We start from the raw sequence: 24758 nt of genomic DNA, 5'->3' as shown, positions 1-24758 counted from the left end.
GACTCAGCCTGCAACGCCGCCAACAACGCCGCAGCATTTGCACCGCGACAGTTCACTACAGATTCAGCGCCCGCTGCACGTGCTTGTTCAGCTACTCGCAGGCTCGGCACAAATAAGGTTAGCTTGCTTAATGCGGACCATTGCTCACCCGCCATTTGTAGCAAGTGTTTAAACCCCTGGCCACTACTTACCACCACAGCATTGAGCTGGTTTGAGCGCACAATCGCATGCAGGGTTCCCGCAGGATATTGCGGCAGCTCTCGGCGGTACAAGCCTAGATAATCCACTACTACGCCCTGACTGCGCAAACTATCGGCGAGTAACTCCCGGCCATCTTCACCGCGAATGATCAAAACCCGGGGCGCTGAATCTGCACTCAACGCCTGCTTGAGCCGGGGCAAGGCAAGCAGCGCCTCACTGTCATCGCCTACCTCGGGCCAGTGTGCGTCCAAACCAGAGTCAGACAGAATTTCGCCCGTCGCGGCGCCTACGCTGAACCAGGGTTGCGTCGGCGGAACCTGCATCTGATTACGCTCAAGCCGCTGCAATGCAAGGCGTGCCGCGGGCTTGCTGACAACGATGACCGCACTGTAGCGCCCAAGCTGGCTGAGCATTTCACGCTGCTCGTCGGTTTCATCCAGCTCGACGATATTGAGCAGCGGCAAACTGTTGCTATGAACGCTATGCTCGGCCAACGCCGCAGCCAGCGCCACGCATTCATCCTGCGGGCGAGTCAACAGCAGCCGCCATTGATTCACGCGTGGCCAGCCTCACCATACACGGCTTTAAGAATGGCTTCGGCACCTTGGCCAAGCAAATCTTCAGCGACCGCGATACCGAGCGCTTCTGCATCGGCCAAGGGTGCCCGGCTCTCGGCGCTCAGGAGTAGGCCGCCATCGGGCTGACCGACCAAGCCGCGCAGCCAGAGTTGTTCACCCTCGATAATCGCATAACAGGCGATTGGCACCTGGCATCCGCCATTGAGGCGTTTGTTCAAGGCCCGCTCAGCCGTCACGCGCAGCGATGTTTCACGGTGATTCAAGGGCTCAAGCAACGCCTGAATCTCTGCATCAGCAGTACGACACTCAATACCGACCGCGCCCTGCCCGCCTGCGGGCAAGCTGTCTTCAACACTGATTGAGTCGCGAATTCGCTCACCGAAACCGAGACGGATCAAACCCGCCGCGGCCAGAATAATTGCGTCGTACTCGCCAGCATCGAGTTTGGCCAGACGCGTATTGACGTTGCCACGCAGGAAGTTGATGGTCAGATCAGGGCGACGCGCCAGCAATTGCGCCTGACGACGCAGGCTGGATGTACCGACAATACTTCCGGCTGGTAACGCAGAGAGGCTTTCGAAGGTATTGGAGACGAACGCATCGCGTGGATCTTCACGCTCGCAAATGCAATACAGGCCGAGCCCTTCAGGGAAATCCATCGGCACATCTTTCATCGAATGAACGGCAATATCCGCCTGGTTTTCCAGCAATGCGGTTTCGAGTTCCTTGACGAACAGGCCTTTGCCGCCAATTTTAGCCAGCGGCGCATCCAGCAGCTTGTCGCCACGACTAACCATGGGCACCAAGCTGACAACCAAGCCTGGGTGGGCTTGTTCCAGGCGAGCTTTAACGTGCTCAGCCTGCCACAGGGCCAGGGCACTCTTACGGGTGGCGATGCGAATTTCACGGGACATGGGCAATTCCAGAATACGAACTGCCCCAGATGATAACAGGCTACGGCGTTACGAGCCTCCCGGCACTGATGCAGCAATACTTATGATTGGCCGCACTAAAGGCTGTTCATCAACTTGCGCACACCCGCGACATGCCGGCGACTGACCACCAGCGCATCACCATCAAGCCCTTTGAGGAATAATTGAAAGTGGCCCAATGGCGTGCGCTGCAAGCGCTCAATGCGATCACGCGCGACCAATGCATTGCGGTGGATTCGCACAAACCGATCACCGAATTCATCTTCAAGTGCCTTTAGCGGCTCATCGAGCAGTACTTCACCATGCTCGTGGCGCAGGGTTACGTATTTGTGATCGGCAATGAAATAAACCACTTGGTCCAGGGGAATCAGTTCGATGCCCTTGCGCGTACGTGCGCTGATGTGGGTGCGCGGCCCGCCACCGCTTTCAACCGCTGGCCGGGTAAGCGCAGCCAATTGCACGCGATTGGGCCGCTCGGCCTTTTTCAGGGCTTCGACAAGATGCTCACTGCGCACGGGCTTGACCAAGTAACCCACGGCGCTTACCTGAAATGCTTCCACGGCAAACTCATCGTGGGCGGTGCAGAAAATCACCGCAGGCGGCGCTTCACGCTCGCACAACTTGGCCGCAACCTGTAATCCATCCAGACCGGGCATGCGGATATCCAACAGCACAACATCAGGCTTGAGGCTGTCAATTAGGCTCAGTGCCTCTTCGCCATTGCTCGCGGCTGGCTCAAGGACACGGTAACCATCGAGTTCGCCGACCATTCGGCTTAGGCGCTCTCGAGCTAGGGGTTCGTCATCGACGATAAGAACATTCATATTGCTCTGGCTTCCTGCGTGAGTCTCGCACAAGGATAGCGTAGACGGGTGTAATGGCGGCCGTCACGGCGCTCCACGCTGAGACTGGCGTTAGACCCAAAAAGTGCCGCAAGACGTGCATCGATATTTTCCAAGGCGAGATGAGTCCCGCGCGATGGAGGCATGTCTTGCTCAACATACGGATTGCTCACAGTCAGTTGAAACACTCCTTCGAGGTAATGTGCCTCGACGCGAACCAAGCCGCCCTGCACCAAGGGCTGGATACCGTAAATCAGGGCGTTCTCCAAAAGTGGCTGCAGGGTCAATTGAGGAATCGGTAAATCCTCAGGTACATCTGCAACCTCCCACTGCAACTGTAGACGCTCGCCGAGACGATAGTGTTCAATCGATAAATATCGTTGTGCCAGCGCCAACTCATCACTCCAGGCCACCAGGCTGCCGGGCTTGGCCAGACTGGCGCGAAACAAATCAGATAAATCCAGCACCGCCTGCTCAGCCTTGTTCGGATCAATAACCACCAAACTGGCAATACTGTTCAAGCTGTTGAACAAGAAGTGTGGCCGGATACGCGCTTGCAATGATTCGATCCGCGCACGCAACTCTGCCTGTTCTTGTTTGCGCCATTGGCTCTGCAGATAAAAATAGCGTAGCAGCAGTGCCGACATAATCATGCTGATTAATGCATGTCGCAGATAAAGATTGACCTCACCAGCACGGGGCAATTGTCCGCCAAGGTCATAAAAATCGGCGACCACTGTACAAATCATAGTCAGTGCAACCACGATAGTGCAGCAAAACAGTCCAGCCACCTCTGCCCGCCAACGCGCCATCAACGGACGCAAACGGCATAGCAATGCCGCCGAAAGCAACACGATCCACTGCACAAATAAGGATGTAAGCGCCAAGCGTACCCAATTGAAGCCTGGCAACATCGGCTCAGCCAGAACCAAGACCAGCACCAGTAATTCCGCGAGCAAGACGATGCTCAGCAGGGCTTCCGGCTGGCAGAGTTCGGGGACGAAAAAATCATCAACCGACGTGCGTTTCTCTTGTGTTTTAAATGGTTTATTTCGCATCAGCGCAGTTTCCGTGTGGCGCGAAGACTCAGCAAGTGGGCAAACTCTGTACGGTTGAAATAGTGCCGTGAACAGCCGGGCAACCCTACAAACTGTGATGCATGCGACATTGTCAGCCGAGCCCCGACGAACAGATTGCACTGTCTAAAGACAACTCGCACCCGGCGATTTTGCGTGTGAGCCCTGTTATTATCGACCCAAGTATCCGTCACGCCCGTCGCGACCCGCTGTTTCAAGCTGCTTTCAGGCGCCCTCAAGTTGCCTGTCTGATGACTTTTAACATCTGTGGCTGCGTTCTGGCCGAACTAGCGCACCAGCCGAGCGAACTCATGAGCACTGAACAGACCAACCAATCCTGGGGCGGCCGCTTCAGCGAGCCAGTCGACGCCTTCGTCGCCCGTTTCACCGCCTCTGTCGAATTCGACAAGCGCCTTTACCGCCACGACATCATGGGCTCAATCGCCCACGCGACCATGCTCGCCAAAGTCGGTGTGCTCAGTGAAGCAGAGCGCGACACCATTATCGAGGGCCTGGACAAGGTAAAGCACGAAATCGAAGCCGGTCAGTTCGACTGGAGCATCGAGCGCGAAGACGTGCACATGAATATCGAAGCCCGGCTGACCGACCTGATCGGCATCACCGGTAAAAAACTGCACACCGGGCGCAGCCGGAATGACCAGGTCGCAACCGACATTCGCCTGTGGCTGCGCGATGAGATCGACATCATCCTCGGTGAAATCACGCGCCTGCAGCAGGGCTTGCTTGAGCAGGCACAACGCGAAGCCGAAACCATCATGCCGGGTTTCACCCACCTGCAAACGGCTCAGCCAGTCACCTTTGGCCACCACTTGCTGGCCTGGTTTGAAATGCTCTCGCGCGACTACGAGCGCCTGGTAGATTGCCGCAAGCGCACTAACCGCATGCCACTGGGCTCGGCCGCGCTGGCCGGGACAACCTACCCGATTCAACGCGAAATAACCGCCGAACTGCTGGGTTTTGACAGCGTCGGCGGCAACTCGCTAGATGGCGTTTCCGATCGCGACTTCGCCATCGAATTCTGCGCCGCGGCGAGTATTGCGATGATGCATCTGTCGCGCTTTTCTGAAGAGTTGGTGCTGTGGACGAGTGCGCAGTTCCAGTTTATTGAGTTGCCTGATCGTTTCTGCACCGGCAGCTCGATCATGCCGCAAAAGAAAAACCCGGACGTGCCAGAACTGGTGCGTGGCAAAACCGGTCGTGTATTTGGCGCCCTCACCGGCCTGCTGACGTTGATGAAAGGCCAGCCGCTGGCCTACAACAAGGACAACCAGGAAGACAAGGAGCCACTGTTCGACGCCGCCGATACGCTGCGTGACAGCCTGCGCGCATTTGCCGACATGATCCCGGCGATCAAACCCAAGCATGCCATCATGCGTGAGGCGGCCTTGCGTGGTTTCTCCACCGCGACCGATTTGGCCGATTACCTGGTGCGCAAAGGCTTGCCATTCCGTGACTGCCACGAGATTGTCGGCCACGCGGTGAAATTCGGGGTTGATACCGGCAAGGATCTCGCCGAAATGACTCTGGATGAGCTGCGTGTGTTCAGCGACCAGATCGACGCCGATGTATTTGACGTGCTGACGCTCGAAGGGTCGGTCAATGCCCGCGACCACATTGGCGGCACTGCACCTGCGCAAGTCAGGGCAGCGGTTAAACGCGGCGAGGCATTGCTGGCCAGCCGTTAAGCGCTTTGGTTACTGGCGACAAGCACGACCTTGTCGCCAGTACTCAGTGAGCATATTACTTAGGCATTCGCCTGGGCCCGCGCCTTAATCATCGCCATAAACTCGGGCATGTTGGCATCTTTGTCCGCCGCAATTTTCTGTACATGCTCCAGCTTGTTCAACTGCGCAAGCAGTTTGCCCGCTTGTGGAAAATCGGCTAGCAAATCGATATCAAACAGCTTCTGCGCGACGGCACAAGCCAGGTCGAAACTGTACAAGAAGTACACATCCGCCAGCGTCAGGTTGTCACCGGCCACATAAGGCGTGAATTTACCGTGGCGCTTCAACGCGGCGACTCCGGCCAACAACTCTACTTTGCACTTTTCTTGCAGCGCAGGCGCGATCTGCATGCCGAAAAAAGCCTGTGGATAACCCAGCCGCGCTGGCAACTCGATATACAACTCGATCTCGCGCATCAACGCACGAACCTGCGCCCGTGCAAAAGGCTCGCTCGGCAGCAACGACTTACCGCTGCCCGTATCTTCGATGTATTCGAGGATAACGCTGGTCTCACTCATATAACCCTGTTCAGTTCCCAATGCTGGGACTTTTCCACGCGGGCTAATTTTCAGGCTCTGTTCACTCTGATCAGGATGGAATGGCACTTCCTCGAACGCCATGCCCTTTTCCAGCAACGCGAACTTGACCATGTTGTAGTAGTTGCTAACGGCGAATCCATAAAGTTTCAGCATTTCGGCAGACTCCAAGGGGTTTTCCAAGCCAAGTTTATAGACCCGCGCAGCGCCAGATAGCTAGTCTTATCAGAACAGTGAATGGCGAAAGCCCCAACAGACTGGCACACTGCAAACTCTAGCTGCCCATGAGACTGATATGAGCGACACTGAAGATAACGAAGATCAGGCATTCGCCGAAGAGCGCTTGATCGAAGCAGTCGAAAACCAGATTGCGGCAGGCGAACCCGCAGCGGCCATGGCGACCCTGAACAAGCTGACGTTGGTGGGCTACGAGCGCGAAGAAATTCTGCAATTGATGGCCCAAGTGCTGGCCTATGAAGTCAACAGCATGCTTGAAACTGACCAGCCATTTAACCTGCAGCGCTACGAACTGGGTTTGCGCGCCTTGCCAGAGCTGCCCGAGTAATATCGGTGCGCAGTGGTTGCCGCCATCACACTCGGCATAGTCAATCACCCACCTTCATCACACTGGGGGTCGTAATCGAGTGAGCTACAGGCTAAGCCTCGCAACATTATGCCTAGTATTGAGCCTCGGCCCGAGTAAGGTGCAGGCGGAAACCTTTCGCATAGGTGCCGAGGACGACTGGTTTCCCTACACCGCATTTCGCAATGGCAAGATTCAGGGCATGTCGGTAGACATCGTTCGCGCAGCGTTTGCCGCCACTGATGTCGATATCGAACTGGTGCCCTATCCTTACTCGCGTTGCATGGATACCGCACAGCGCGGCGAGATAATGGGCTGTTTCAATACCTTGCCCAACAAACAGATCGCCAGCCAATACCTGCTGCCGAACTATCCGCTGTTCAACGACGACATCCTGTTATGGGCTAACAGCAAGACAGCTAAACCCATGCCCAGCCTGGCGGCGTTAGCCAAACAATCGGTTGCGGTCACCATAGGTTATGAGTACGGCCCCGAGTTCGACTCCATGACGAATATCAAGCGCGTTCCGGTGAGGCGCGACCTTAATGGTTTCCTGATGCTACAGCGCGGTCGCGTGGACTACGCCGCAGCCTATCGTGGAACGGCTGAGGCATTATTTGCCGAGCGTGCTGAGCTCAAAGGCGCATTCACCCCCGTTGCAACACTGACCCATGCACAGGTATTCCTGAGCTTTACCCGTAAAGACCCACGCGCAGTTAACTTGATCAGCCGTTTTGATCAGGGCATGCAAATCATCCACACAAACGGCACCTATCAGCAGATACTCGACCACTGGCGCCATCAGACCGCAGCAAACTGAGCAACGCTTGGCTACACTGGATTCAATCAGCGAGCCTCACAGCGCACAGATAGAGGTTTATCAGCATCACCCCGAGTCAAAACCATTTTCAGCAGTCCCCTAAAACAATAGCTGGAGTACTTATGGCCTTTACCCCCGAACTTATTGCCGAACTCGAAATCCTCTCGATGTACAACCTGGCTAACACTAAAGAAGGGCTCAAAGTACACCACACGGCATCGCCTGCCGCGATAGCAGCCGCTCAGCGCCTGCATGCGAAAGGTTTGATCTCGCTTGATGACGGCGGCTACCTGACCAGCCTCGGACTCGACGCGGTCGAACACACTCAGGTGCTGTTGGGCATTCTCTCCGAACCACAGCCTGCCTAGACTAAAGCGTAAGCAAGCGGGCCCTCAATGGCGCCGCTTGCACGCTGTGCATGCACCAGCGAAAGTCGAGCGCGACGGCTTTGAGCATTAACCTGCAAATATAAAGCCAGCACGTCCACGGTCTTAAATCTTCAATACATGCAGCTGCTTCATGGCGTATTTGAGGCGGAAAACACAAAACTTCTCCAGCCTGCTTAAAAGACTCAAACGCCGCGCAACCACAATTATGTGCAATCAAAAGTATGGGGTAGACTGCAAGCCAGCATCGGGGCATGGCTAAATAATGTCACACCATCGCACGCCGCATGGCAGCAACTTTCTAATCTCGATCCGAGAGTCGTTTATTGCACTCTTGCCCTTTGTTCTGGCCGCGTCATTTATTTCTTTAATCCTTGCACTGCTTGAAGTCGCACCCGTTAAAGCTCACCTGCTCATCCAAAGCAGCCACTGGCTTGGGCTGTTCAGCTTTCAACTTTCACTGCTGTTTCCATTGCTGGCACTGATCTCACTGTCGTTCCACTTTGCCAAGCATTTACACCTGTCGCCGGTGGTCGTCTGCACGCTTGCACTTAGCAGCTTGCTTGCCTTGCACATACCCACTCTCAATGATGGTTTGAATACAGCCGACATAGCGACCCTGCTCGGCGATCCGCGAGCGGTAATACTGCCCATTCTGGCGGCTTATTTATTGCGCCCGCTAACTGCAATAAAGGCTTGGAAACTGGTAACAGGCAAGCTCCTGAGTAGCTACCTGAAACAGCACCTCAATAGCGTTATACCCACACTGGTTTGCTTTATATTGTTACTCGCCGCTGGCGCACTGATGACGCTTGTGGCGCACTGGATCCTTGATCCCCTGATCGAAACCTTCAGCAATGAAGACCTCAGCGCACAATTGTTTATACGCACCTTGTTGACCCACCTGTTCTGGGCGATCGGGGTTCATGGTGACAATGCCTACTTGTTGTTGACCGGCATGGAAAGTGGCGACCAGCTGCTCACTCCCCAACTGACAACCAGCCAGTTTATAAACGTATTTATTATATTCGGCGGCAGTGGCGCTACCTTGTCGCTGATCATTGCAATTTTTATAGGCACATCAGACCCAACATCACGACGTCTTGCAAAAATCGCAGCGCCCTTTGCCCTGTTCAACATTAATGAAATGCTGATCTACGGCCTGCCCATCGTATTCAATCCACGCTTGCTGGTGCCATTCATTGCTGCACCCCTGGTGAACTTCTTGATTGCCTATGCGGCAATATCAACCGGTTATTTCAGCTTCAACGACCATGCATTTCCATGGATTACACCGCCTTTGCTCAATGCTTATATTGCCAGCGGCAATATAAGCACGGTCTTGCTTCAAATGGGTTTGATCATACTCAGCACCTGCATCTATTTACCCTTCGTTAAGCGGCTCGCACGAATGCCCGAACGCCATGATTTCGATAAAGGGTTGGTTAAGCGCATTCAGCTCAATGACGATATCGGTCGTGTTATTGAGCATCGGTATTTGCAAAAACAATCGGAGTCCTTACAGGCCGAGATTGATTTGGAAAAAACCATCAAGGATGTACTGTCCGGCGACCTGCACCTGCATTACCAACCCAAGTTGTCACTCGAAACCAACCAAGTCGTAGGTTTCGAAGCCCTGCTGCGCCTCGTCGACCAAACAGGAGCACTCAAAGGCCCTTACTTTGTCGAGGCCTTTCAACGCGCAGGCTACTCGCACATTATCGACCGGTTTGTCATCGACACCGTTGCCGAAGACATCGCCAGCTGGGAGCAGGAAGGGTTCAACCCGAAAGTCAGTATCAACCTTGACCCCAATAACATCACTGACCCGCAATTGCTCGACACGCTGATTAGTCGCCTCGGCAGTTACGGTCCGCGCATCGAGATTGAACTCCTCGAGTCGGCATTCATACTCGAACTTGATCGGGTTGAAAACAGCATGGCCAGACTCAAAGCTCTGGGCTTTAGCTTTTTGCTGGACGACTTTGGCACAGGGTTTTCCAGCCTGAGCTTATTGAGCCGGATTAAAGTTGACGGTATTAAGCTGGACCGGAGCATTCTGGAAAATGCCAATGAGCTCAAAGGCCGGATTCTCTACCGGCAAACCTGTTACCTGTGCCGCAGTTTAGGCTTTAGTTTAATTGCTGAAGGGATTGAAACAGTTGAGCAGGCCGACTTTGTCAAAGCCAGTGGCGTGCAATATGTCCAAGGCTGGCTGTACGCCAAGGCATTGCCCGCTGCCGAAGCAAGAGCCTTTTCCATGAGCCGTAAACCAAGCGCTTGATGCCTGCCAGCTTCAGAAAAACCCAACACAGCCGATACAGGCTTAAATACTGTTTGCGCGCTTTTGCCAGTGATCCCTCTTAGCAGATTGACAGCATGCCCGGTAATCAAGAAATTCGTCCTGACCTTGACGACGGCATCGACCGCAAGGCACTCACGCAACTACGCAAACGTTTTATACGGGTCAACCAGGGTCGTTTGTTGCGCGCCAACCAAGCGCTTTCAACTCGCCAGCAATTTGTGCTGAAACTGCTGCCGTTGCTGCTCCATGTCAATCACCCCATGCTTCCCGGCTACGTATCTGGCAGCACTCCGTCTGGCCTTTGCGGCTTTGAACCCGATGATGAGGTGCTCGCGCAAGCGCAGCGCCTGACCCGTGCCTTTACCTACAAAGCACCGCGCGGCAAACAACAATCACCGCTGCTTGGGCTGTTCCTGATGGGTAGCCTGGGCACGCTAGCCCAGGCTGATCAGAGCGATATGGACCTGTGGCTGTGCCACGCTCCAGAACTCAATGAGCAGGCGCTGGAGGAGTTGCGCAAGAAGTGCTCACTGCTTGAAGCATGGGCGGCAACCCAGGGCAGTGAGGTGCATTTCTTCCTGATTGACCCCGCGCGGTTCCGCCTCGGTGAACGCGACTCACAACTCACCTCTGATGACTGCGGCACGACTCAGCATTACTTGTTGCTCGATGAGTTTTATCGCACTGCCATCTGGCTCGGCGGACGCACGCCCATGTGGTGGCTAGTGCCTGCATTCGAGGAGTCGCGCTATCAAAGCTACACCCAGACCCTGCTTGAGAAGCGCTTTGTTCGCCACGATGAAACCCTTGACCTAGGCAGTCTTGCGCACATTCCTCCTGGCGAATTCATTGGCGCCGGGTTATGGCAGTTGTTCAAAGGCATCAAATCGCCCTACAAGTCTGTACTCAAGCTGCTGCTCACTGAAATTTATGCCAGCGAACATCCAAGGGTTGAGTGCCTGTCGCTGCGCTTCAAGCACGCGGTATACGCCAATCGACTGGAGCTTGATGAGCTCGACCCCTACATAGTCGTCTACCGGCGGCTTGAAGAATATTTGCTGGAGCGCAACGAACATCAACGCCTTGAGTTGATTCGCCGCTGCGTGTACCTGAAAGCCAACAAAAAACTCAGCCGCCCGCCACGCAATGGCGTCAAAAGTTGGCAACGCCTGTTGCTCGAGCGCCTGAGCAACGAGTGGCAATGGGATCGGCGCAAACTGGCACTGCTCGACAGCCGCAGCCAGTGGAAAGTACGTCAGGTCAAGACCGAGCGACACATGCTGGTCAATGAGCTGACCTACAGCTACCGCTTCCTGGTGCAGTTCAGTCGCAACCTGCGTGGTTCAAGTACAGTCAGTCAGCAGGACTTGGCCATTCTTGGGCGGCGCCTGTATGCCGCATTCGAGCGCAAGGCCGCCAAGGTCGAGCTTATCAATCCCGGCATCGCCCCCGACCTAGGTGAAGACACCATTACCCTGGTTCACTCACCCAGCCCCGAAGCGCCCAATGAGCAACAGTGGGCCATATTCAGCGGCAGCCTGGGCGCACAAGACTGGCCCAACTTCGCCCCGATCAAGCGTACCCGTGACTTGATTGAGTTACTGGCATGGAGTCATTTCAACGGAATCATAGACAGCGGCACCCGGATATCATTGCATCCTGGCAGCAGTGACCTGACAGAATTTGAGTTATCCAACCTACTGCTCAGCCTGCGCCAGTCGGTAACACTGCCGCTGTCACCGGTTGACGAAGCGGCGTTGCGCATAAAGAGCCAGTCAAGCATGGTTTTGCTGCTGATCAATGTAGGCCTCGACCCGCTCAAGCAGCACAGCCAGATGAATATACACATGACCACCGAGCGGATCGACGCCCTTGGCTACTCGGGTGTACGGGAAAACCTGGTGCAGAGCATTGATCAAGTCAGCCTCAATAGCTGGAACGAGTTGAGCGTTCACCGCTACAGCGGCCAGAGCGCATTGATCGATTGCCTGCACGCTTATCTCAATCGCCTGCCCAAAGACGCACCGCCACCGAGCTTGCAGATACGCTGCTACTGCCGTAACAGAGCGATGACCATCGCCGAACGCGTCGAGGAATTATTCAACCAGGTCCAGAACATACACAGGACCGCGCTGCGCCAGCGCTACATTATCCAAACCCAGCAACTGTTCCATGTGCTCGAGCTGGGCGCCAGCCCAGTCAGCCGCAGCACCCTGGACGGCATAAACCAACTGATAGAGCACTTGGGTAGCGCGCACAACCAGGCCAGCACGCTGCATGTTGACCGCAGTGCCCTGCAAGATGACGACCTCGGCCTGATCTTGCCTGAGGCGAGGCCAGATTGTATTCAGGTGTTCTACCGCATTGTCGGCAACGGCAAAGAGGCTGAACTCAGCGTCCTCGATGAACGCAATTCACTGTGGCGCCAGCGCCTGCCGTTTACCGATGAACATTGCCTGCTTACGCCCATCCAACGCTTTGTGCAGTCATTGCTGTATCGCCGCAACGCACTGCAAACCATGGTCGAGCAACTGCAGGCCCCGCCCGAGGTGTTCTATTACCAAGTGCTGCCGGATGCACCGGGCAATGCCAAGTCCTTGGTCCAGTGTGAGCCGCCGCAGTCACCGATCAACCATCCGTTTTATGATGTTCAGGCGATCATCAACCCGGCGGGCGGCAAGCGCGTACGTGTGACGCTGTATTGCAACCACCAAGAGTTTTCGCAGCTGCAATATGCCGGAGACCTATACGCCGCAGTGGCGCAACACATCCTGGCTCATCGGCGCGGCGGCGAACGCTATCCGTGCTACATCACCGATGTCGACTTGTCCGCCATTGTCGCTGAAGAAAACATCCAGACCCTGCACTACCTGCGTTACAAGACTACGCTCGAAGCAGCCTTGAACATGGCCCTGCAAAACGCCTGAGCCGACCTAGGAAACCAAAGAGGCTCCACGCGGGAGCCTCTTTCAGTACCAGGTCGATGCGCGCTTAACGCGTGTATTCGCCAGCAGCTTCCGGCTGATACTCAACCGCCAACAAGGTCAACTTGAGAACCTTGCCATTAGGGCTGGTCCAGTCGATATGCTGGCCAACGCTCAGGCCCAGCAAAGCGCTGCCGACCGGCGCAAGAATCGAAACCTTGCCTTCCCCACCAGCATCTTGCGGATACACCAGGGTAAGGTGGTAATCCTTGCCACTGCTCTCTTCGCGACAATGCACGCGCGAATTCATGGTAACTAGACCCGCAGGTACTTCGTCATGACCGATGACATCTGCACGATCAAGTTCAGCCTGCAACGCGACAGCACCTGGGCCAAAGTCGTCGAGGCCATCGAGCAAACGTTCGAGACGCTGCATGTCGAGGCGGGTAATGGTGATTGCCGGTGCGCTGCTCATGGTGAACGCTGTTCTCCTTGAAGGACGGGTCGTGAGCCGAAGGCCAAAAAAGCAAAAACCCCGCCAGAAAGACGGGGTTTTTAACAAGTGATGAAGCTGAACGTACCACAGCCAATTAAATAAACAAGACCACCAAGGGACTATGTGAAAACCGAACTGCCTGCTTGCCGAGTCTTCACGGCTCTAGCCATCAGGTATTGGCCTGCAATAAGCGTTGACTGGCACGCTCGCAGATGGCCAGGCGCTGCTGGGCATCAGACTCATTCCAGGCTCGAATTTCATCCAGGGTACGACCACAGCCTAAACAGGTATCTTCATCATCCAGGCAGCAACGGCGCTGGCAGGGCGATTCAATGCGCACTGGCGTGGCAGCGTGCGCCTCAGAGCTCATCGAACTCAAGGTCAGCGCCCGACTGTTCCTGAGTAATACGCACCAGCATCTCACCGAGCAGCTCATCACTGGTATCGCAAATCCAACGCTCGCTGGGCTGGTCATAATCGAAGTGGAAACCACCCGATTTAGCCGCAACCCATAATTGGCGGATAGGCTCCTGGCGGCTCAGGATCAGCTGGCTGCCATTCTCGAAGCGCACGGTCAGAACGCCGGCCGAGTTTTCCAGATCAACATCCAGGTCGCTGTCATCAAAAATATCTTCTATTGCTTGCTGGGTGGCATCCACCAGGTCGTGAAAGCGGGCTTCGGTCAAACTCATTGCAAAATACCTCAGGAAATTCGGAGCGTGCAGAACGGCTAGGGGAAGTCTTCGGTGAAAAATTCGACGTAACGTGCGTCCTGCATGTCGAGCCGGCTTCGCTGATTCTGGCGCTGCAATCATTAAGACAGTCAAGTGTACGGTGCCAAAGGCCCAATGTTGAGCCCGTTTTAATTGCTTGTCAGCTTTACTGGCATTCTAATGACGTCCGCTGCGTAAAGCACGGTACTCATGGGGGCTTTGCCCCGTCCATCGGCGAAAGGCTCGCGCCAGGGAGCCGGCTTCACTGAAGCCAACCAGGTAGGCGATTTCACTCAACTCCAGCGCAGGATCGGCCAGATACTCAAGCACCATGTGCTTACGCGTTTGCTCAAGTAATTGGTTAAACGACAATCCTGCTTCACTGAGCCGCCGCTGCAAGGTGCGCGGGCTCATGGCCAGCTGCTCGGCAATCTGTGCCAGTTCGGGCGCACCTTGCGACAAGTGTTTAACCAACTGCAAGCGTGCCTGGTCCAGCACGCTATTGCCCAGTTTTATATCTGCCAACAGGCGATCGGCATAGGCATCAAACATCCCGCGCACTTGAACATCTGCCTGGCTCAACGGGGTACTAAGCAACCGTTTGGGAAATACCAGCGCGTTATCGGCTTGGTCAAACAGCACCGGGCATCGGAAAATGCGTTGATGTTCCCGGGTATCGAGCGGCGCGCTGTGCTCAAAGCGCACCTCGGTCGGCGGCGTCTGCAGACCGCTGATCCAGTGACCGAAAGTCATCCAGCCCGCCAGGGTTTCCTCGCTCAACTGCCGGGACTGCTGCTTCAAATGCGGCCGCCAGCTGTGCGCGACCTGTGCTTCGAGGCCTGCCCGTGCAGGCTCGTCGGCCAGGTCAACCTGGCCCAGGTTACCCACCAGCGTGGCGTAACGCGCCTGACGATGCAGCGCATCAGACAAGGTCGCACAGCTCATGATCAAATAACCCAACACACCATAATAGCCGGGGCGCACCGACTCGCCGACATGCAGGCCAAGGCAGTCATCGCCGGTCGCGTTAACCCCGAACTCAAGAAGCTGAAGATACAGCTGCGCGTCAATGCGTTGGTCGCGCTGGGTCAAAAGCTGAGGGCTCAGCCTGAGCTGTTCGAGCAACTTGTCCACAGGCTGGCCCTGGCGTTCAAGGTAATCGAGCAGCCCTTGTAGATAAGCGACCGAGACGGAGCTGGTGAGCGCTGCAAGGGTATCCATTACGACTCCTGTGGTTGAACGATTGGTTGCCTGGCCCGGTTTGCCTGGGCTTGAGCAAAACCGACGAGCGCTAGGCCCGCCATCCAGCCCCTTGTGCTGCTGGCATTTTTAGCGCATAGGCAAGCCGCCGGGGGGCCGGTATACTCCTGCTCAATAGTGTTTTTTTACAAGGATTTCCACATGAAGCGGCTGCTTACTGCCCTTATCGCGATCGTCGCTGTCAGTTCTGTGCTTTCAGGTTGCGGCCAAAAAGGCCCTCTATACCTGCCAGACGAAACACAAGAACCTGCGGCGCAAACTGAATAAGGACGCTATATGAACGCCTTCAACTACCGCGACGGCGAGCTGTTCGCGGAAGGCGTGGCGCTGTCCGCCATTGCCGAACGGTTCGGTACGCCGACCTACGTTTACTCGCGTGCGCACATTGAAGCGCAGTATAAAGCCTATGCCGATGCCCTGCAGGGCATGGAGCATCTGGTCTGCTTCGCCGTAAAAGCCAACTCCAACCTGGGCGTGCTTAATATATTGGCACGCCTCGGCTCAGGCTTCGATATTGTGTCCCGCGGCGAGCTTGAACGTGTCCTGGCAGCTGGCGGCAGCGCTGACAAGATCGTTTTCTCGGGCGTCGGCAAAACCCGAAGCGACATGCAGCGCGCGTTGAGCGTTGGCGTGCATTGCTTCAATGTCGAGTCCACCGACGAGCTGGAGCGCCTGCAAGAAGTCGCCGCGCAAATGAATGTCATCGCCCCCGTTTCACTGCGCGTGAACCCAGACGTTGATGCCGGCACCCACCCGTACATCTCGACAGGCCTCAAAGAAAACAAGTTTGGTATCGCCATTGCTGACGCCGAGAGCGTCTATGCCCGCGCCGCTGATTTGCCAAACCTGAAGATTATTGGTGTCGACTGCCACATCGGCTCACAGCTGACCACCCTGCCACCGTTCCTCGACGCCCTGGATCGCCTGCTGGTACTGGTTGATCGCCTCGCCGAACGCGGCATCTCACTCAAGCATCTGGATCTCGGTGGCGGCCTCGGCGTGCAATACCGTGACGAAGAACCGCCATTGGCGGGTGACTACATCAAGGCTGTGCGCGAGCGCATTGCCGGGCGCGACCTGGCCCTGCTGTTTGAGCCGGGTCGTTCGATTGTGGCCAATGCAGGTGTGTTGCTGACGCAGGTCGAATACCTCAAGCACACCGAACACAAAGACTTCGCCATCGTCGACGCGGCAATGAATGACCTGATTCGCCCAGCGCTTTACCAGGCGTGGATGGATGTTGTCGCGGTTAAGCCGCGCGAAGGCCAAGGCCGCAACTACGATATCGTCGGACCGATCTGCGAGACTGGTGACTTTCTCGCCAAGGATCGCCAACTGGCACTGGCCGAGGGCGACTTACTCGCTGTCTGCTCGGCCGGCGCCTATGGCTTCGTAATGAGTTCCAACTACAACACGCGCGGTCGGGCCGCCGAAGTTGTGGTGGATAATCAACGCGCCATTGAAGTCCGTGCCCGCGAGACGTACAGCGAACTCTATGCAGGCGAAAGCCGCCTGCCGGAGTAACCCCATGTTATTGCGCTTTACCAAAATGCACGGCCTCGGCAATGACTTCATGGTCCTCGACCTGGTCAGCCAGCACGCGCACATTCAGCCAAAGAACGCCAAACAGTGGGGCGACCGCTTCACTGGCGTGGGCTTTGACCAACTGTTGCTCGTCGAGCCGCCAAGCAATCCGGATGTTGATTTCCGCTACCGCATCTTCAATTCCGACGGCAGCGAAGTCGAACAGTGTGGCAACGGTGCGCGCTGCTTCGCGCGCTTTGTGCTGGACAAGCGACTGACAGCTAAAAAGCAGATTCGGGTCGAAACCAAAGGCGGCATCATTGAGCTGAATGTTCGCAACGATGGCCAGATTACCGTGGACATGGGGCCACCGCGCCTGGCGCCTGAACAGATCCCATTCCAGGCTGACGCTCAGGCGCTCAGCTACCCGGTTGAAGTCGATGGCCAAACTGTCGAACTGGCGGCTATCTCCATGGGCAACCCCCATGCAGTGCTGCGCGTCAACAACATAGAAACCGCTGATGTTCATGGTTTGGGTCCCAAGCTTGAGCATCACCCACGCTTCCCGCAAAAGGTTAACGTTGGCTTCCTCCAGGTGATTGACCGCCAGCGCGGTAAATTGCGTGTCTGGGAACGGGGTGCAGGCGAAACCCAAGCCTGCGGTACAGGCGCCTGCGCCGCCGCAGTAGCCGCCATCAGCCAAGGCTGGATGGATTCGCCCGTGCAACTAGAACTGCCAGGCGGCAAGCTCCTGATTGAATGGGCAGGCCCCGGCCAGCCCGTTATGATGACCGGACCCGCCGTGCGCGTATACGAAGGACAAGTTCGCTTATGAGTGACCAGCAGGATTCCCCGAAAACGCTCGACTCAGCCACCGTGGCCGCTTACCTGCGCCTGCACCCGGAGTTTTTCATCGACCACGATGACTTGATTCCCGAACTGCGCATTCCGCATCAACGTGGCGACACCGTCTCCTTGGTCGAACGTCAGGTTAACCTGCTGCGTGAGCGCAATATCGACATGCGCCATCGCTTGTCCCAGCTGATGGATGTGGCTCGCGACAACGACCGCCTGTTCGAAAAGACCCGCCGCCTGGTTCTCGACATGCTCGACGCGTCCAGCCTTGAAGAGATCGTCAGTTGTGTTGAAGACAGCCTGCGCAGCGAGTTCCAGGTGCCTTTCGTCAGCCTGATCCTGTTCAGCGACAACCCGCTTCCCGTGGGCCGCTCAATGAGCAGCAACGAGGCGCATCAAGCCATTGGCGGCTTGCTGGCAGGCGGAAAAACCATTTGCGGCGTCTTGCGCGAACATGAGTTGGCCTTTTTGTTCGGCAAGAGCGAAGCTGGAAATGTCGGCTCGGCGGCAGTGGTGTCTATCACTCATCAGGGCACCCATGGCGTTTTGGCCATTGGCAGCGCTGATCCGCAGCATTACAAAAGCTCCCTGGGCACCTTATTCCTTGGCTACATCGCCGAAGTACTGGCGCGCGTGCTACCCCGCTTCGCCACCCCACTGCGCTCGGTTCGCTGAACGACTGGACGCAGGGCGCGCGCGGCGCATCAGGAGTCAACATGCAAGCTCGCATCGACGCCTACCTCGAACACTTGCGCAGTGAACGCCAGGTCTCAGCGCACACGCTGGATGGCTACGGCCGCGACCTGAGCAAGCTGCTGAGCTTTTGTCAGCGTGAACAATTGGCTGACTGGAACCAACTCGACACCTCGCGACTACGCCGTCTGGTCGCCCACCTGCATATGCAAGGCCAGTCCAGCCGCAGCCTGGCACGCCTGCTTTCAGCAACACGTGGGCTGTATCGCTACCTGATTCGCGAAGGCCATTGCCAACATGATCCCGCCAGCGGCCTGATGCCGCCCAAAGGCGACCGTCGCCTGCCGAAAACTCTGGATGCCGACCGCACCGGGCAACTGCTCGACGGTGCCGTGGAGGACGACTTTATCGCCCTGCGCGACCAAGCCATTCTCGAACTGTTCTACTCCTCGGGCCTGCGTCTGTCCGAACTGGTCAGCCTCAACCTGGACGGGCTAGACCTCGCTGCGGGGCTGGTTCGCGTACAAGGTAAAGGCAACAAGACCCGCGAGCTACCAGTGGGACGCATGGCCCGTCAGGCTTTGGAAAACTGGCTGCCAATGCGCGCCTTGAGCTCCCCTGCTGACGGCGCGGTGTTCGTCAGCAACAAAGGTCGACGCATTGGTGCTCGCGCCGTGCAGTTGCGGGTACGACAAGCCGGGGTACGTGAGCTAGGGCAAAATCTCCACCCGCACATGCTAAGGCACTCATTTGCCAGCCACATGCTGGAGTCATCGCAAGACTTGCGTGCGGTACAGGAATTACTCGGCCACGCCGATATCGCCACCACTCAAATCTATACCCATCTGGACTTTCAACATTTGGCCACGGTGTATGACAGCGCCCACCCTCGGGCCAAACGCAAAGGCAGTAGTGAATGACCATCAAGCTAATCACTTTTGACCTCGACGACACCCTCTGGGATGTCACTCCGGTCATGCAAGACGCCGAAGCCGCCCTGCGTAACTGGCTGACCATGTACGCGCCAAAGTTGGGTGCGGTTCCGGTTGAGCACCTGTGGGAAATTCGCAATCAACTACTGGCACAGGAACCCGCCCTGAAACACCGCCTGAGCGAGCTGCGCAGGCGTATTCTGCTCAATGCCTTGCAAGGTGCGGGCTATATCGAGAAAGAGGCTTCAGCGCTGGCCGAAGCAGGATTCCAAGTGTTTCTGGACGCCCGCCATCAAGTTGAGTTGTTTGCCGAAGTGCATCCAACGCTTGAAGCACTGGCTAGCCAGTTCCAGCTCGGGGTGATTACCAATGGCAATGCCGATGTCCGGCGCCTGGGCTTGGCAGATTACTTCCAGTTTGCCTTGTGCGCCGAAGACCTGGGGATTGGCAAGCCCGATCCCAAACCCTTCCAGGAAGCGCTCAGGCACGCCAATGTCAGCGCAGAGTTCGCGGTCCATATTGGCGACCACCCAAGCGACGATATCGCCGGTGCACAAGCCGCTGGCATGCGCGCCATCTGGTTCAACCCGCTAAATCGGACATGGCCCGAGCAAGCCGCTCCAGATGGCGAGATCGGCAGCCTGGCGCAATTGCCCGCACTGCTTAACCATTGGTTAAAGCCACCGTCCGGGCATTGACCTGCAGCTACAAAAAAACCTGCGCCAGGCAGGTTTTTTTGTTTCAGCGACCGCTTAGATAGGGCGGCTGCCGTATTTGCTGTCCGGCTTTTTCGGCGGGTCAGAAACCACATTCGGCTCGACCTCTTGCACTTTGCCGCCGCGAGCCAGGAACTCTTCCATGGCCTGGGCCAAAGAATCACGATCCTTTTGCTTGGCTTCGACGCTCGGCAGCTCTTCCGGGTCTATCGCGGCCTTGGCTTTCTTGCTTTTGCTTTTACCGGAAGGCGAAGAGATATCGTCATCGCTATCGTCATCAACACTTGGATCACCATCGTCAGACGCAGCAAGATCCTCACCGTCGTCCTCGTCAGCAGTATCCAGCTCTTCTTGTTCGAGATCTTCGTCGCTCATGTTCAGCCTCATGAAATGCGAAAGCAGATTAGTTATAGCCCAGCTGCGTAGATTTCGTACACAGCCAGCAAAAATTCAAATGCCCTTGCCTGACAAAATCGCCTAACACGCCTTTTGCCAGTTTGTCGGGCCGAGTGCAGTCACTGCAAGAAGACTGTACCCAACGGCGCGCATTCTAGCGTGACTCCAGAAAAAGCAAAGTAAAAGTAGCAGATTTCACAGCGTTGTTTAACAGGCCTTAATTCAACGCAAAAAAAGCCCAGCTGCGCTATCTACTCAAGGTAAATTCGCTAGCCGGGCTGATGGGTTGCTGATCTTGCGCGCCCCGTTATTTATTGCATGTTATTTAACGGGCAATGGCGCGCAGATACCGTGACGAATCAAGACTTGGTGAATTCCGGATAAGCTTCCATACCGCATTCAGCAATATCCACACCTTCATACTCTTCTTCTTCGCTGACACGCAGGCCAATAACGGCTTTGATGATGGCCCAAACAATCAGGCTGGCAACAAATACCCAAGCGAAGATCGAAGCAATACCCAGCAACTGAGCACCCAGGGTTGCATCAGGGTTGGTCAGGCAAACAGCCAACAGTCCCCAAATACCGCAGACGCCGTGCACCGAAATTGCACCTACCGGATCGTCGAGCTTGAGTTTGTCGAGGCCGATGATGGCGAATACCACCAATACGCCGCCAACTGCACCGATCAGCGTGGCTTGCATGGCGCCAGGCGTCAGCGGCTCAGCGGTGATTGCAACCAGGCCAGCCAGTGCGCCGTTCAGCGCCATGGTCAGGTCAGCCTTGCCGAACAGAATGCGCGCAACCAGCAGCGCTGCAATCAAGCCACCGGCAGCGGCCATGTTGGTGTTAACAAACACTTGGGCAACAGCGTTGGCATCTTCAATGGTGCTCATTTTCAGCTGCGAACCGCCGTTGAAACCGAACCAGCCCATCCACAGGATGAATGTGCCCAGTGTGGCCATCGGCAAGTTGGCACCCGGAATCGGGTTGATCTGGCCGTTAGCGCCATATTTGCCTTTGCGTGCACCCAGCAGCAGAACACCTGCCAGAGCCGCAGCGGCGCCCGCCATGTGCACTACGCCCGAGCCTGCGAAGTCGAGGAAGCCCGCCGAGTTAAGGAAGCCTGCGCCCCATTTCCAGAAACCCTGTACTGGGTAGATGAAACCGGTCATCACCACCGCAAAGGCCAAAAACGCCCAGAGTTTCATGCGCTCGGCAACCGCACCGGAAACAATCGACATACAGGTAGCCGCAAATACCACCTGGAAGAAGAAGTCCGAACGCAGCGAGTAGTAAGGCGCGTCATCGCCACCTGCCAGCACGGCTTCGGCGGTGTGTTCGCTACCAATCAGGAAACCCAAGCTCGGCAAGATGCCGCCTTCCGGGCTGGAATACATGATGTGGTAACCGATAACCAGATACATGACGCTGGCAACCGCATACAACGCGATGTTCTTGGTCAAGATCTCGGTGGTGTTCTTGGCGCGTACCAGACCGGATTCGAGCATGGCGAAACCCGCTGCCATCCACATCACCAATGCGCCGCATATCAAGAAGTAAAAGGTGTCAAAACCGTATGTCAATGCTGTCAATGCTGTGTTGTCCATATGTCACCTCGTGCCGTGCGCCTTATCAATAGCGCTATTCGGTTAGGGCGCCCACAAAGGGCGCACTCTGTGTGCTTACAGGTTGTAGCCACGCTCGTTGTGCAGGGCGAGATCGAGACCAACTGTCTCTTCCTCATCGCTGACCCGCAGCCCCATTACCAAGTCGATCACTTTGAGAATCACAAAGGTCACAACCGCGGTGTAGATCACTGTGAAGATCACGCCTTCAAACTGAATCCAGACCTGCGCAGCGATATTTTCAACTTCACCAAAGCCACCCAGTGCAGGTGCCGCAAATACACCCGTGAGCAATGCACCGACTATCCCGCCGATACCGTGCACACCAAAGGCGTCCAGTGAGTCGTCGTAACCGAGCTTGCGTTTCAGGCTCGTGGCGCAGAAGAAGCAGATAACCCCAGCCGCCAGACCGATAACCAGCCCGCCCATAGGGCCTGCAGTTCCGGCGGCAGGCGTAATTGCAACCAAGCCTGCCACCACACCCGAAGCAATCCCCAGTGCGCTTGGTTTACCGTGTGTAATCCACTCGGCAAACATCCAGCCCAGTGCAGCGGCAGCCGTAGCGATTTGCGTAACCAGCATGGCCATACCCGCCGTGCCATTCGCTGCAAGCGCAGAACCTGCGTTAAAACCGAACCAGCCGACCCAGAGCATGGCCGCGCCAATCAGGGTGTAACCCAGATTGTGCGGAGCCATTGGCGTGGTTGGATAACCCTTGCGCTTGCCCAGTACCAGGCACGCCACCAAGCCAGCCACACCGGCGTTGATATGCACCACGGTACCGCCCGCAAAGTCGAGCACGCCCCAATCCCACAGCAAGCCGCCCACGCCGCCCCATACCATGTGCGCCATTGGTGCATAGACCAAGGTGAACCAAGCGGTGATGAAGACCAGCATTGAGGAGAATTTCATGCGTTCGGCAAAAGCGCCGACGATGAGTGCAGGCGTGATAATGGCAAAGGTCATCTGAAAGGTGACGAACACACTTTCAGGAACCGCTGCGACCAGGCTGTCAGTTCCCAAACCGCTAAGGAATGCTCTGGACAAGCCGCCCACAAAGGAATTGAAGTTAACGACACCTTCTTCCATACCTGTGGTGTCAAACGCCATGCTGTAGCCATAGATGACCCACAACAGACTGACTAAACAGGTGACGGCAAAGCACTGCATCATCACGGACAGCACGTTCTTGGAACGCACCATGCCGCCATAAAACAGTGCCAGGCCAGGAATGGTCATAAACAGTACGAGCGCAGTGGCAACAATCATCCACGCGGTATCGCCACTGTTCAGTACAACCTCGTCAGCCATCGCAACGCTAGGCAAAACGAGGGACAAAAGGGCTCCTAGCCCTGCGATTCTTCGCAGAGTCATGGTTTAACTCCTGGGGCGGGGTTCGGTTTTTTTGGGGCTTAAATCGCGTCGGTATCGGTTTCGCCGGTACGAATACGAATAGCCTGTTCCAGGTTAACTACGAAAATTTTGCCGTCACCGATCTTGCCGGTGTTGGCAGCTTTAGTGATGGCTTCGATGACGCGATCCAGTTGATCGTCAGCAATTGCCACGTCGATTTTCACTTTTGGCAAAAAGTCGACAACGTATTCAGCACCGCGGTAAAGCTCGGTGTGGCCCTTCTGACGACCGAAGCCTTTGACTTCAGTGACAGTGATGCCCTGCACGCCGATCTCCGACAGTGACTCACGGACGTCGTCCAACTTGAACGGCTTGATGATGGCAGTAACTAGCTTCATGTAACTCTCTCCCGTGTAAGGTGGACTTGCCCCAGGAATTGCAAACCCGAGCCAAGTCTAAGCGCAGTGTCTGGCTTTTGTAATGCATTGGCTGCTCTATCGCGGCAAACCAATACTCACCAACCGCTCCTGACGAAACACTCCTGTGCCCCGACTCACGCACCGGAACCGCATCAGTGCATCTCTCATCTGGAGCTAAGCAGAAACCTTGCCAAGCATCATAAATGCAATCAATTTCATGCACTTAGGTGCTTACACAGGCGTAACACCGGGATTTCCAGCGATTTAACGCACAATAACAGTGCGCCACCGTTGAGCGCAGCGCGCAATAATCGTGCAAGTCGCAAAAACTGTAAGCTCGCCGCTGCGTGTTACACTTTCGGCCTATCGCTACCGGACGCTAATCATGTTGCCACCCAAAATTCTGCTCGACGCTCTCACCGCTGGGGCCTCGCGCCTGTTCAATGGTGATACGCCGTTGCCGCGCGCTGAATTCGAAGCGCAATTCAAAGCACTGATGCAAAGCGGATTCAGCAAACTGGATTTGGTCAGCCGCGAAGAATTCGACAGCCAGATGGTGGTCTTGGCTCGCACCCGTGCACGTTTAGAGGCGCTCGAAGCCAAAGTCCTGGAGCTCGAAGCTAAAGAACTCCAACCGACCAACGAGCAATAACAACCTAGACGCTACTCACTAGCCGCAAGGACATCCCTGCGTTACCCCTGCCCCAAGGCCGTGCGCCCCACTTCCTTTGCGAATGAACGGGCAAGCCACGCGTCCTGGGCGCTTAAAATCTAAACAATTCTTTCGAACAGCGCCTAAACGCTGCACCCCGAATAAAATCGACTTTCAACATCAGGCCTTGATA

The 24758-nt window shown here is 56.0% G+C and carries 25 protein-coding genes and 1 pseudogene; 13 read left to right on the top strand and 13 right to left on the bottom strand.

Annotated elements, in window-relative coordinates; genetic code table 11:
* Nucleotides 1-32: 32 nt before the first annotated feature.
* From AACY26_RS10850 to AACY26_RS10835, 4 genes and pseudogenes are all read right to left on the bottom strand, one after another.
* Nucleotides 33-713: pseudogene (locus AACY26_RS10850) on the bottom strand (uroporphyrinogen-III synthase); the annotation flags it as partial.
* 41 nt (nt 714-754) lie between these two features.
* On the bottom strand, nt 755-1693 hold the full coding sequence (hemC, locus tag AACY26_RS10845; protein WP_339513853.1) for a hydroxymethylbilane synthase: 939 nt from the start codon (nt 1691-1693) through the stop codon (nt 755-757).
* Nucleotides 1694-1788: 95 nt separating this feature from the next.
* The gene (locus tag AACY26_RS10840; protein WP_339513851.1) at nt 1789-2535 is read right to left on the bottom strand and encodes a LytR/AlgR family response regulator transcription factor; all 747 of its coding nucleotides are present in this window, start codon (nt 2533-2535) and stop codon (nt 1789-1791) included.
* Complete coding sequence (locus AACY26_RS10835; RefSeq protein WP_339513849.1) at nt 2532-3611, bottom strand: sensor histidine kinase; 1080 nt, start codon at nt 3609-3611, stop codon at nt 2532-2534. The genes AACY26_RS10840 and AACY26_RS10835 overlap by 4 nt, the downstream gene beginning before the upstream one ends.
* 329 nt (nt 3612-3940) lie before the next feature.
* Here AACY26_RS10835 and argH point away from each other — a divergent pair, with 329 nt between their 5' ends.
* Nucleotides 3941-5335 carry an argininosuccinate lyase gene (argH, locus tag AACY26_RS10830; RefSeq protein ID WP_339513847.1) on the top strand — a complete coding sequence of 465 codons (1395 nt, stop codon included), beginning with the start codon at nt 3941-3943 and terminating at the stop codon, nt 5333-5335.
* 59 nt (nt 5336-5394) lie between these two features.
* Here the strand turns inward: argH and AACY26_RS10825 are convergent, their stop codons facing one another.
* Nucleotides 5395-6066, bottom strand: coding sequence for a glutathione S-transferase family protein (locus AACY26_RS10825; RefSeq protein WP_339513845.1), 672 nt, complete (start codon nt 6064-6066; stop codon nt 5395-5397).
* Nucleotides 6067-6205: 139 nt separating this feature from the next.
* On the opposite strand from AACY26_RS10825, the gene AACY26_RS10820 reads away from it, so the two are divergent.
* The 5 genes from AACY26_RS10820 to AACY26_RS10800 all read left to right on the top strand — a co-directional run bounded on the left by AACY26_RS10820 (nt 6206) and on the right by AACY26_RS10800 (nt 12931).
* Entirely contained in the window at nt 6206-6475 is a 270-nt protein-coding gene (locus AACY26_RS10820) for a hypothetical protein (protein WP_339513843.1), read from the top strand.
* A gap of 118 nt (nt 6476-6593) precedes the next feature.
* On the top strand, nt 6594-7313 hold the full coding sequence (locus AACY26_RS10815) for a substrate-binding periplasmic protein (RefSeq protein ID WP_339513841.1): 720 nt from the start codon (nt 6594-6596) through the stop codon (nt 7311-7313).
* Between the two features lie 122 nt (nt 7314-7435).
* Nucleotides 7436-7681: a TIGR02647 family protein gene (locus tag AACY26_RS10810; protein WP_339513839.1), complete on the top strand. Its 246-nt coding sequence runs from the start codon at nt 7436-7438 to the stop codon at nt 7679-7681.
* 283 nt (nt 7682-7964) lie between these two features.
* On the top strand, nt 7965-9983 hold the full coding sequence (locus AACY26_RS10805; RefSeq protein WP_339513837.1) for an EAL domain-containing protein: 2019 nt from the start codon (nt 7965-7967) through the stop codon (nt 9981-9983).
* 95 nt (nt 9984-10078) lie between these two features.
* Nucleotides 10079-12931: a class I adenylate cyclase gene (locus AACY26_RS10800; protein WP_339513835.1), complete on the top strand. Its 2853-nt coding sequence runs from the start codon at nt 10079-10081 to the stop codon at nt 12929-12931.
* 64 nt (nt 12932-12995) lie between these two features.
* On the opposite strand, the gene rnk is transcribed toward AACY26_RS10800, so the two are convergent.
* The 4 genes from rnk to AACY26_RS10780 form a co-directional block, all read right to left on the bottom strand.
* Nucleotides 12996-13403, bottom strand: coding sequence for a nucleoside diphosphate kinase regulator (gene rnk, locus AACY26_RS10795; RefSeq protein WP_010489291.1), 408 nt, complete (start codon nt 13401-13403; stop codon nt 12996-12998).
* 190 nt (nt 13404-13593) lie between these two features.
* A complete protein-coding gene (locus AACY26_RS10790) occupies nt 13594-13794 on the bottom strand; it encodes a DUF1289 domain-containing protein (RefSeq protein WP_339513832.1) in 201 nt (66 codons plus the stop codon).
* Entirely contained in the window at nt 13784-14116 is a 333-nt protein-coding gene (cyaY, locus tag AACY26_RS10785; protein WP_010489287.1) for an iron donor protein CyaY, read from the bottom strand. The genes AACY26_RS10790 and cyaY overlap by 11 nt, the downstream gene beginning before the upstream one ends.
* 198 nt (nt 14117-14314) lie before the next feature.
* On the bottom strand, nt 14315-15358 hold the full coding sequence (locus AACY26_RS10780; protein WP_339513830.1) for an AraC family transcriptional regulator: 1044 nt from the start codon (nt 15356-15358) through the stop codon (nt 14315-14317).
* Nucleotides 15359-15538: 180 nt separating this feature from the next.
* Between AACY26_RS10780 and lptM the strand changes: the two genes are divergently transcribed.
* Genes lptM through AACY26_RS10750 form a run of 6 tightly spaced genes read left to right on the top strand, consistent with a single transcriptional unit; the run spans nt 15539 to nt 20099 of the window.
* Nucleotides 15539-15664, top strand: a complete 126-nt coding sequence (gene lptM / locus AACY26_RS10775; RefSeq protein ID WP_010489282.1) for an LPS translocon maturation chaperone LptM — start codon at nt 15539-15541, stop codon at nt 15662-15664.
* 9 nt (nt 15665-15673) lie between these two features.
* Nucleotides 15674-16921: a diaminopimelate decarboxylase gene (lysA, locus tag AACY26_RS10770; RefSeq protein WP_339513827.1), complete on the top strand. Its 1248-nt coding sequence runs from the start codon at nt 15674-15676 to the stop codon at nt 16919-16921.
* A 4-nt stretch (nt 16922-16925) separates the two neighbouring features.
* Nucleotides 16926-17756 (top strand): diaminopimelate epimerase, encoded by an 831-nt coding sequence (gene dapF / locus AACY26_RS10765; protein ID WP_339513825.1) that lies wholly within the window; start codon nt 16926-16928, stop codon nt 17754-17756.
* A complete protein-coding gene (locus tag AACY26_RS10760) occupies nt 17753-18451 on the top strand; it encodes a DUF484 family protein (protein ID WP_339513823.1) in 699 nt (232 codons plus the stop codon). The genes dapF and AACY26_RS10760 overlap by 4 nt, the downstream gene beginning before the upstream one ends.
* A gap of 41 nt (nt 18452-18492) precedes the next feature.
* Complete coding sequence (gene xerC / locus AACY26_RS10755; RefSeq protein ID WP_339513821.1) at nt 18493-19389, top strand: tyrosine recombinase XerC; 897 nt, start codon at nt 18493-18495, stop codon at nt 19387-19389.
* On the top strand, nt 19386-20099 hold the full coding sequence (locus AACY26_RS10750) for an HAD family hydrolase (RefSeq protein ID WP_339513820.1): 714 nt from the start codon (nt 19386-19388) through the stop codon (nt 20097-20099). The genes xerC and AACY26_RS10750 overlap by 4 nt, the downstream gene beginning before the upstream one ends.
* 54 nt (nt 20100-20153) lie before the next feature.
* On the opposite strand, the gene sutA is transcribed toward AACY26_RS10750, so the two are convergent.
* From sutA to glnK, 4 genes are all read right to left on the bottom strand, one after another.
* Complete coding sequence (sutA, locus tag AACY26_RS10745) at nt 20154-20492, bottom strand: transcriptional regulator SutA (protein ID WP_339513818.1); 339 nt, start codon at nt 20490-20492, stop codon at nt 20154-20156.
* 380 nt (nt 20493-20872) lie between these two features.
* Nucleotides 20873-22123, bottom strand: a complete 1251-nt coding sequence (locus AACY26_RS10740) for an ammonium transporter (RefSeq protein ID WP_339513816.1) — start codon at nt 22121-22123, stop codon at nt 20873-20875.
* Nucleotides 22124-22198: 75 nt separating this feature from the next.
* Entirely contained in the window at nt 22199-23515 is a 1317-nt protein-coding gene (locus tag AACY26_RS10735) for an ammonium transporter (protein ID WP_339513814.1), read from the bottom strand.
* A gap of 38 nt (nt 23516-23553) precedes the next feature.
* Entirely contained in the window at nt 23554-23892 is a 339-nt protein-coding gene (gene glnK, locus AACY26_RS10730) for a P-II family nitrogen regulator (RefSeq protein WP_003096476.1), read from the bottom strand.
* A gap of 406 nt (nt 23893-24298) precedes the next feature.
* Between glnK and AACY26_RS10725 the strand changes: the two genes are divergently transcribed.
* Nucleotides 24299-24565 carry an accessory factor UbiK family protein gene (locus tag AACY26_RS10725; protein ID WP_339513813.1) on the top strand — a complete coding sequence of 89 codons (267 nt, stop codon included), beginning with the start codon at nt 24299-24301 and terminating at the stop codon, nt 24563-24565.
* Nucleotides 24566-24758: the final 193 nt, after the last annotated feature.

The sequence above is a fragment of the Pseudomonas sp. RL_15y_Pfl2_60 genome, assembly GCF_963970595.1.
In the GTDB taxonomy this organism is placed as follows: Bacteria; Pseudomonadota; Gammaproteobacteria; order Pseudomonadales; family Pseudomonadaceae; genus Aquipseudomonas.
The sequence above is the reverse complement of the archived record's forward strand: the minus strand, read 5'-3'. Positions and strand labels throughout refer to the sequence as shown.

Bases quoted from the DNA above. Each gene is read 5' to 3' on its own strand.
- AACY26_RS10735 (WP_339513814.1), bottom strand. From the start codon at position 23,515: ATGACTCTGCGAAGAATCGCAGGGCTAGGAGCCCTTTTGTCCCTCGTT.
- AACY26_RS10840 (WP_339513851.1), bottom strand. From the start codon at position 2,535: ATGAATGTTCTTATCGTCGATGACGAACCCCTAGCTCGAGAGCGCCTA.
- hemC (WP_339513853.1), bottom strand. From the start codon at position 1,693: ATGTCCCGTGAAATTCGCATCGCCACCCGTAAGAGTGCCCTGGCCCTG.
- AACY26_RS10810 (WP_339513839.1), top strand. From the start codon at position 7,436: ATGGCCTTTACCCCCGAACTTATTGCCGAACTCGAAATCCTCTCGATG.
- xerC (WP_339513821.1), top strand. From the start codon at position 18,493: ATGCAAGCTCGCATCGACGCCTACCTCGAACACTTGCGCAGTGAACGC.
- AACY26_RS10805 (WP_339513837.1), top strand. From the start codon at position 7,965: ATGTCACACCATCGCACGCCGCATGGCAGCAACTTTCTAATCTCGATC.
- sutA (WP_339513818.1), bottom strand. From the start codon at position 20,492: ATGAGCGACGAAGATCTCGAACAAGAAGAGCTGGATACTGCTGACGAG.
- dapF (WP_339513825.1), top strand. From the start codon at position 16,926: ATGTTATTGCGCTTTACCAAAATGCACGGCCTCGGCAATGACTTCATG.
- rnk (WP_010489291.1), bottom strand. From the start codon at position 13,403: ATGAGCAGCGCACCGGCAATCACCATTACCCGCCTCGACATGCAGCGT.
- lysA (WP_339513827.1), top strand. From the start codon at position 15,674: ATGAACGCCTTCAACTACCGCGACGGCGAGCTGTTCGCGGAAGGCGTG.
- argH (WP_339513847.1), top strand. From the start codon at position 3,941: ATGAGCACTGAACAGACCAACCAATCCTGGGGCGGCCGCTTCAGCGAG.
- AACY26_RS10835 (WP_339513849.1), bottom strand. From the start codon at position 3,611: ATGCGAAATAAACCATTTAAAACACAAGAGAAACGCACGTCGGTTGAT.
- AACY26_RS10725 (WP_339513813.1), top strand. From the start codon at position 24,299: ATGTTGCCACCCAAAATTCTGCTCGACGCTCTCACCGCTGGGGCCTCG.
- glnK (WP_003096476.1), bottom strand. From the start codon at position 23,892: ATGAAGCTAGTTACTGCCATCATCAAGCCGTTCAAGTTGGACGACGTC.
- AACY26_RS10790 (WP_339513832.1), bottom strand. From the start codon at position 13,794: ATGAGCTCTGAGGCGCACGCTGCCACGCCAGTGCGCATTGAATCGCCC.
- AACY26_RS10825 (WP_339513845.1), bottom strand. From the start codon at position 6,066: ATGCTGAAACTTTATGGATTCGCCGTTAGCAACTACTACAACATGGTC.
- cyaY (WP_010489287.1), bottom strand. From the start codon at position 14,116: ATGAGTTTGACCGAAGCCCGCTTTCACGACCTGGTGGATGCCACCCAG.
- lptM (WP_010489282.1), top strand. From the start codon at position 15,539: ATGAAGCGGCTGCTTACTGCCCTTATCGCGATCGTCGCTGTCAGTTCT.
- AACY26_RS10780 (WP_339513830.1), bottom strand. From the start codon at position 15,358: ATGGATACCCTTGCAGCGCTCACCAGCTCCGTCTCGGTCGCTTATCTA.
- AACY26_RS10800 (WP_339513835.1), top strand. From the start codon at position 10,079: ATGCCCGGTAATCAAGAAATTCGTCCTGACCTTGACGACGGCATCGAC.
- AACY26_RS10750 (WP_339513820.1), top strand. From the start codon at position 19,386: ATGACCATCAAGCTAATCACTTTTGACCTCGACGACACCCTCTGGGAT.
- AACY26_RS10740 (WP_339513816.1), bottom strand. From the start codon at position 22,123: ATGGACAACACAGCATTGACAGCATTGACATACGGTTTTGACACCTTT.
- AACY26_RS10760 (WP_339513823.1), top strand. From the start codon at position 17,753: ATGAGTGACCAGCAGGATTCCCCGAAAACGCTCGACTCAGCCACCGTG.
- AACY26_RS10820 (WP_339513843.1), top strand. From the start codon at position 6,206: ATGAGCGACACTGAAGATAACGAAGATCAGGCATTCGCCGAAGAGCGC.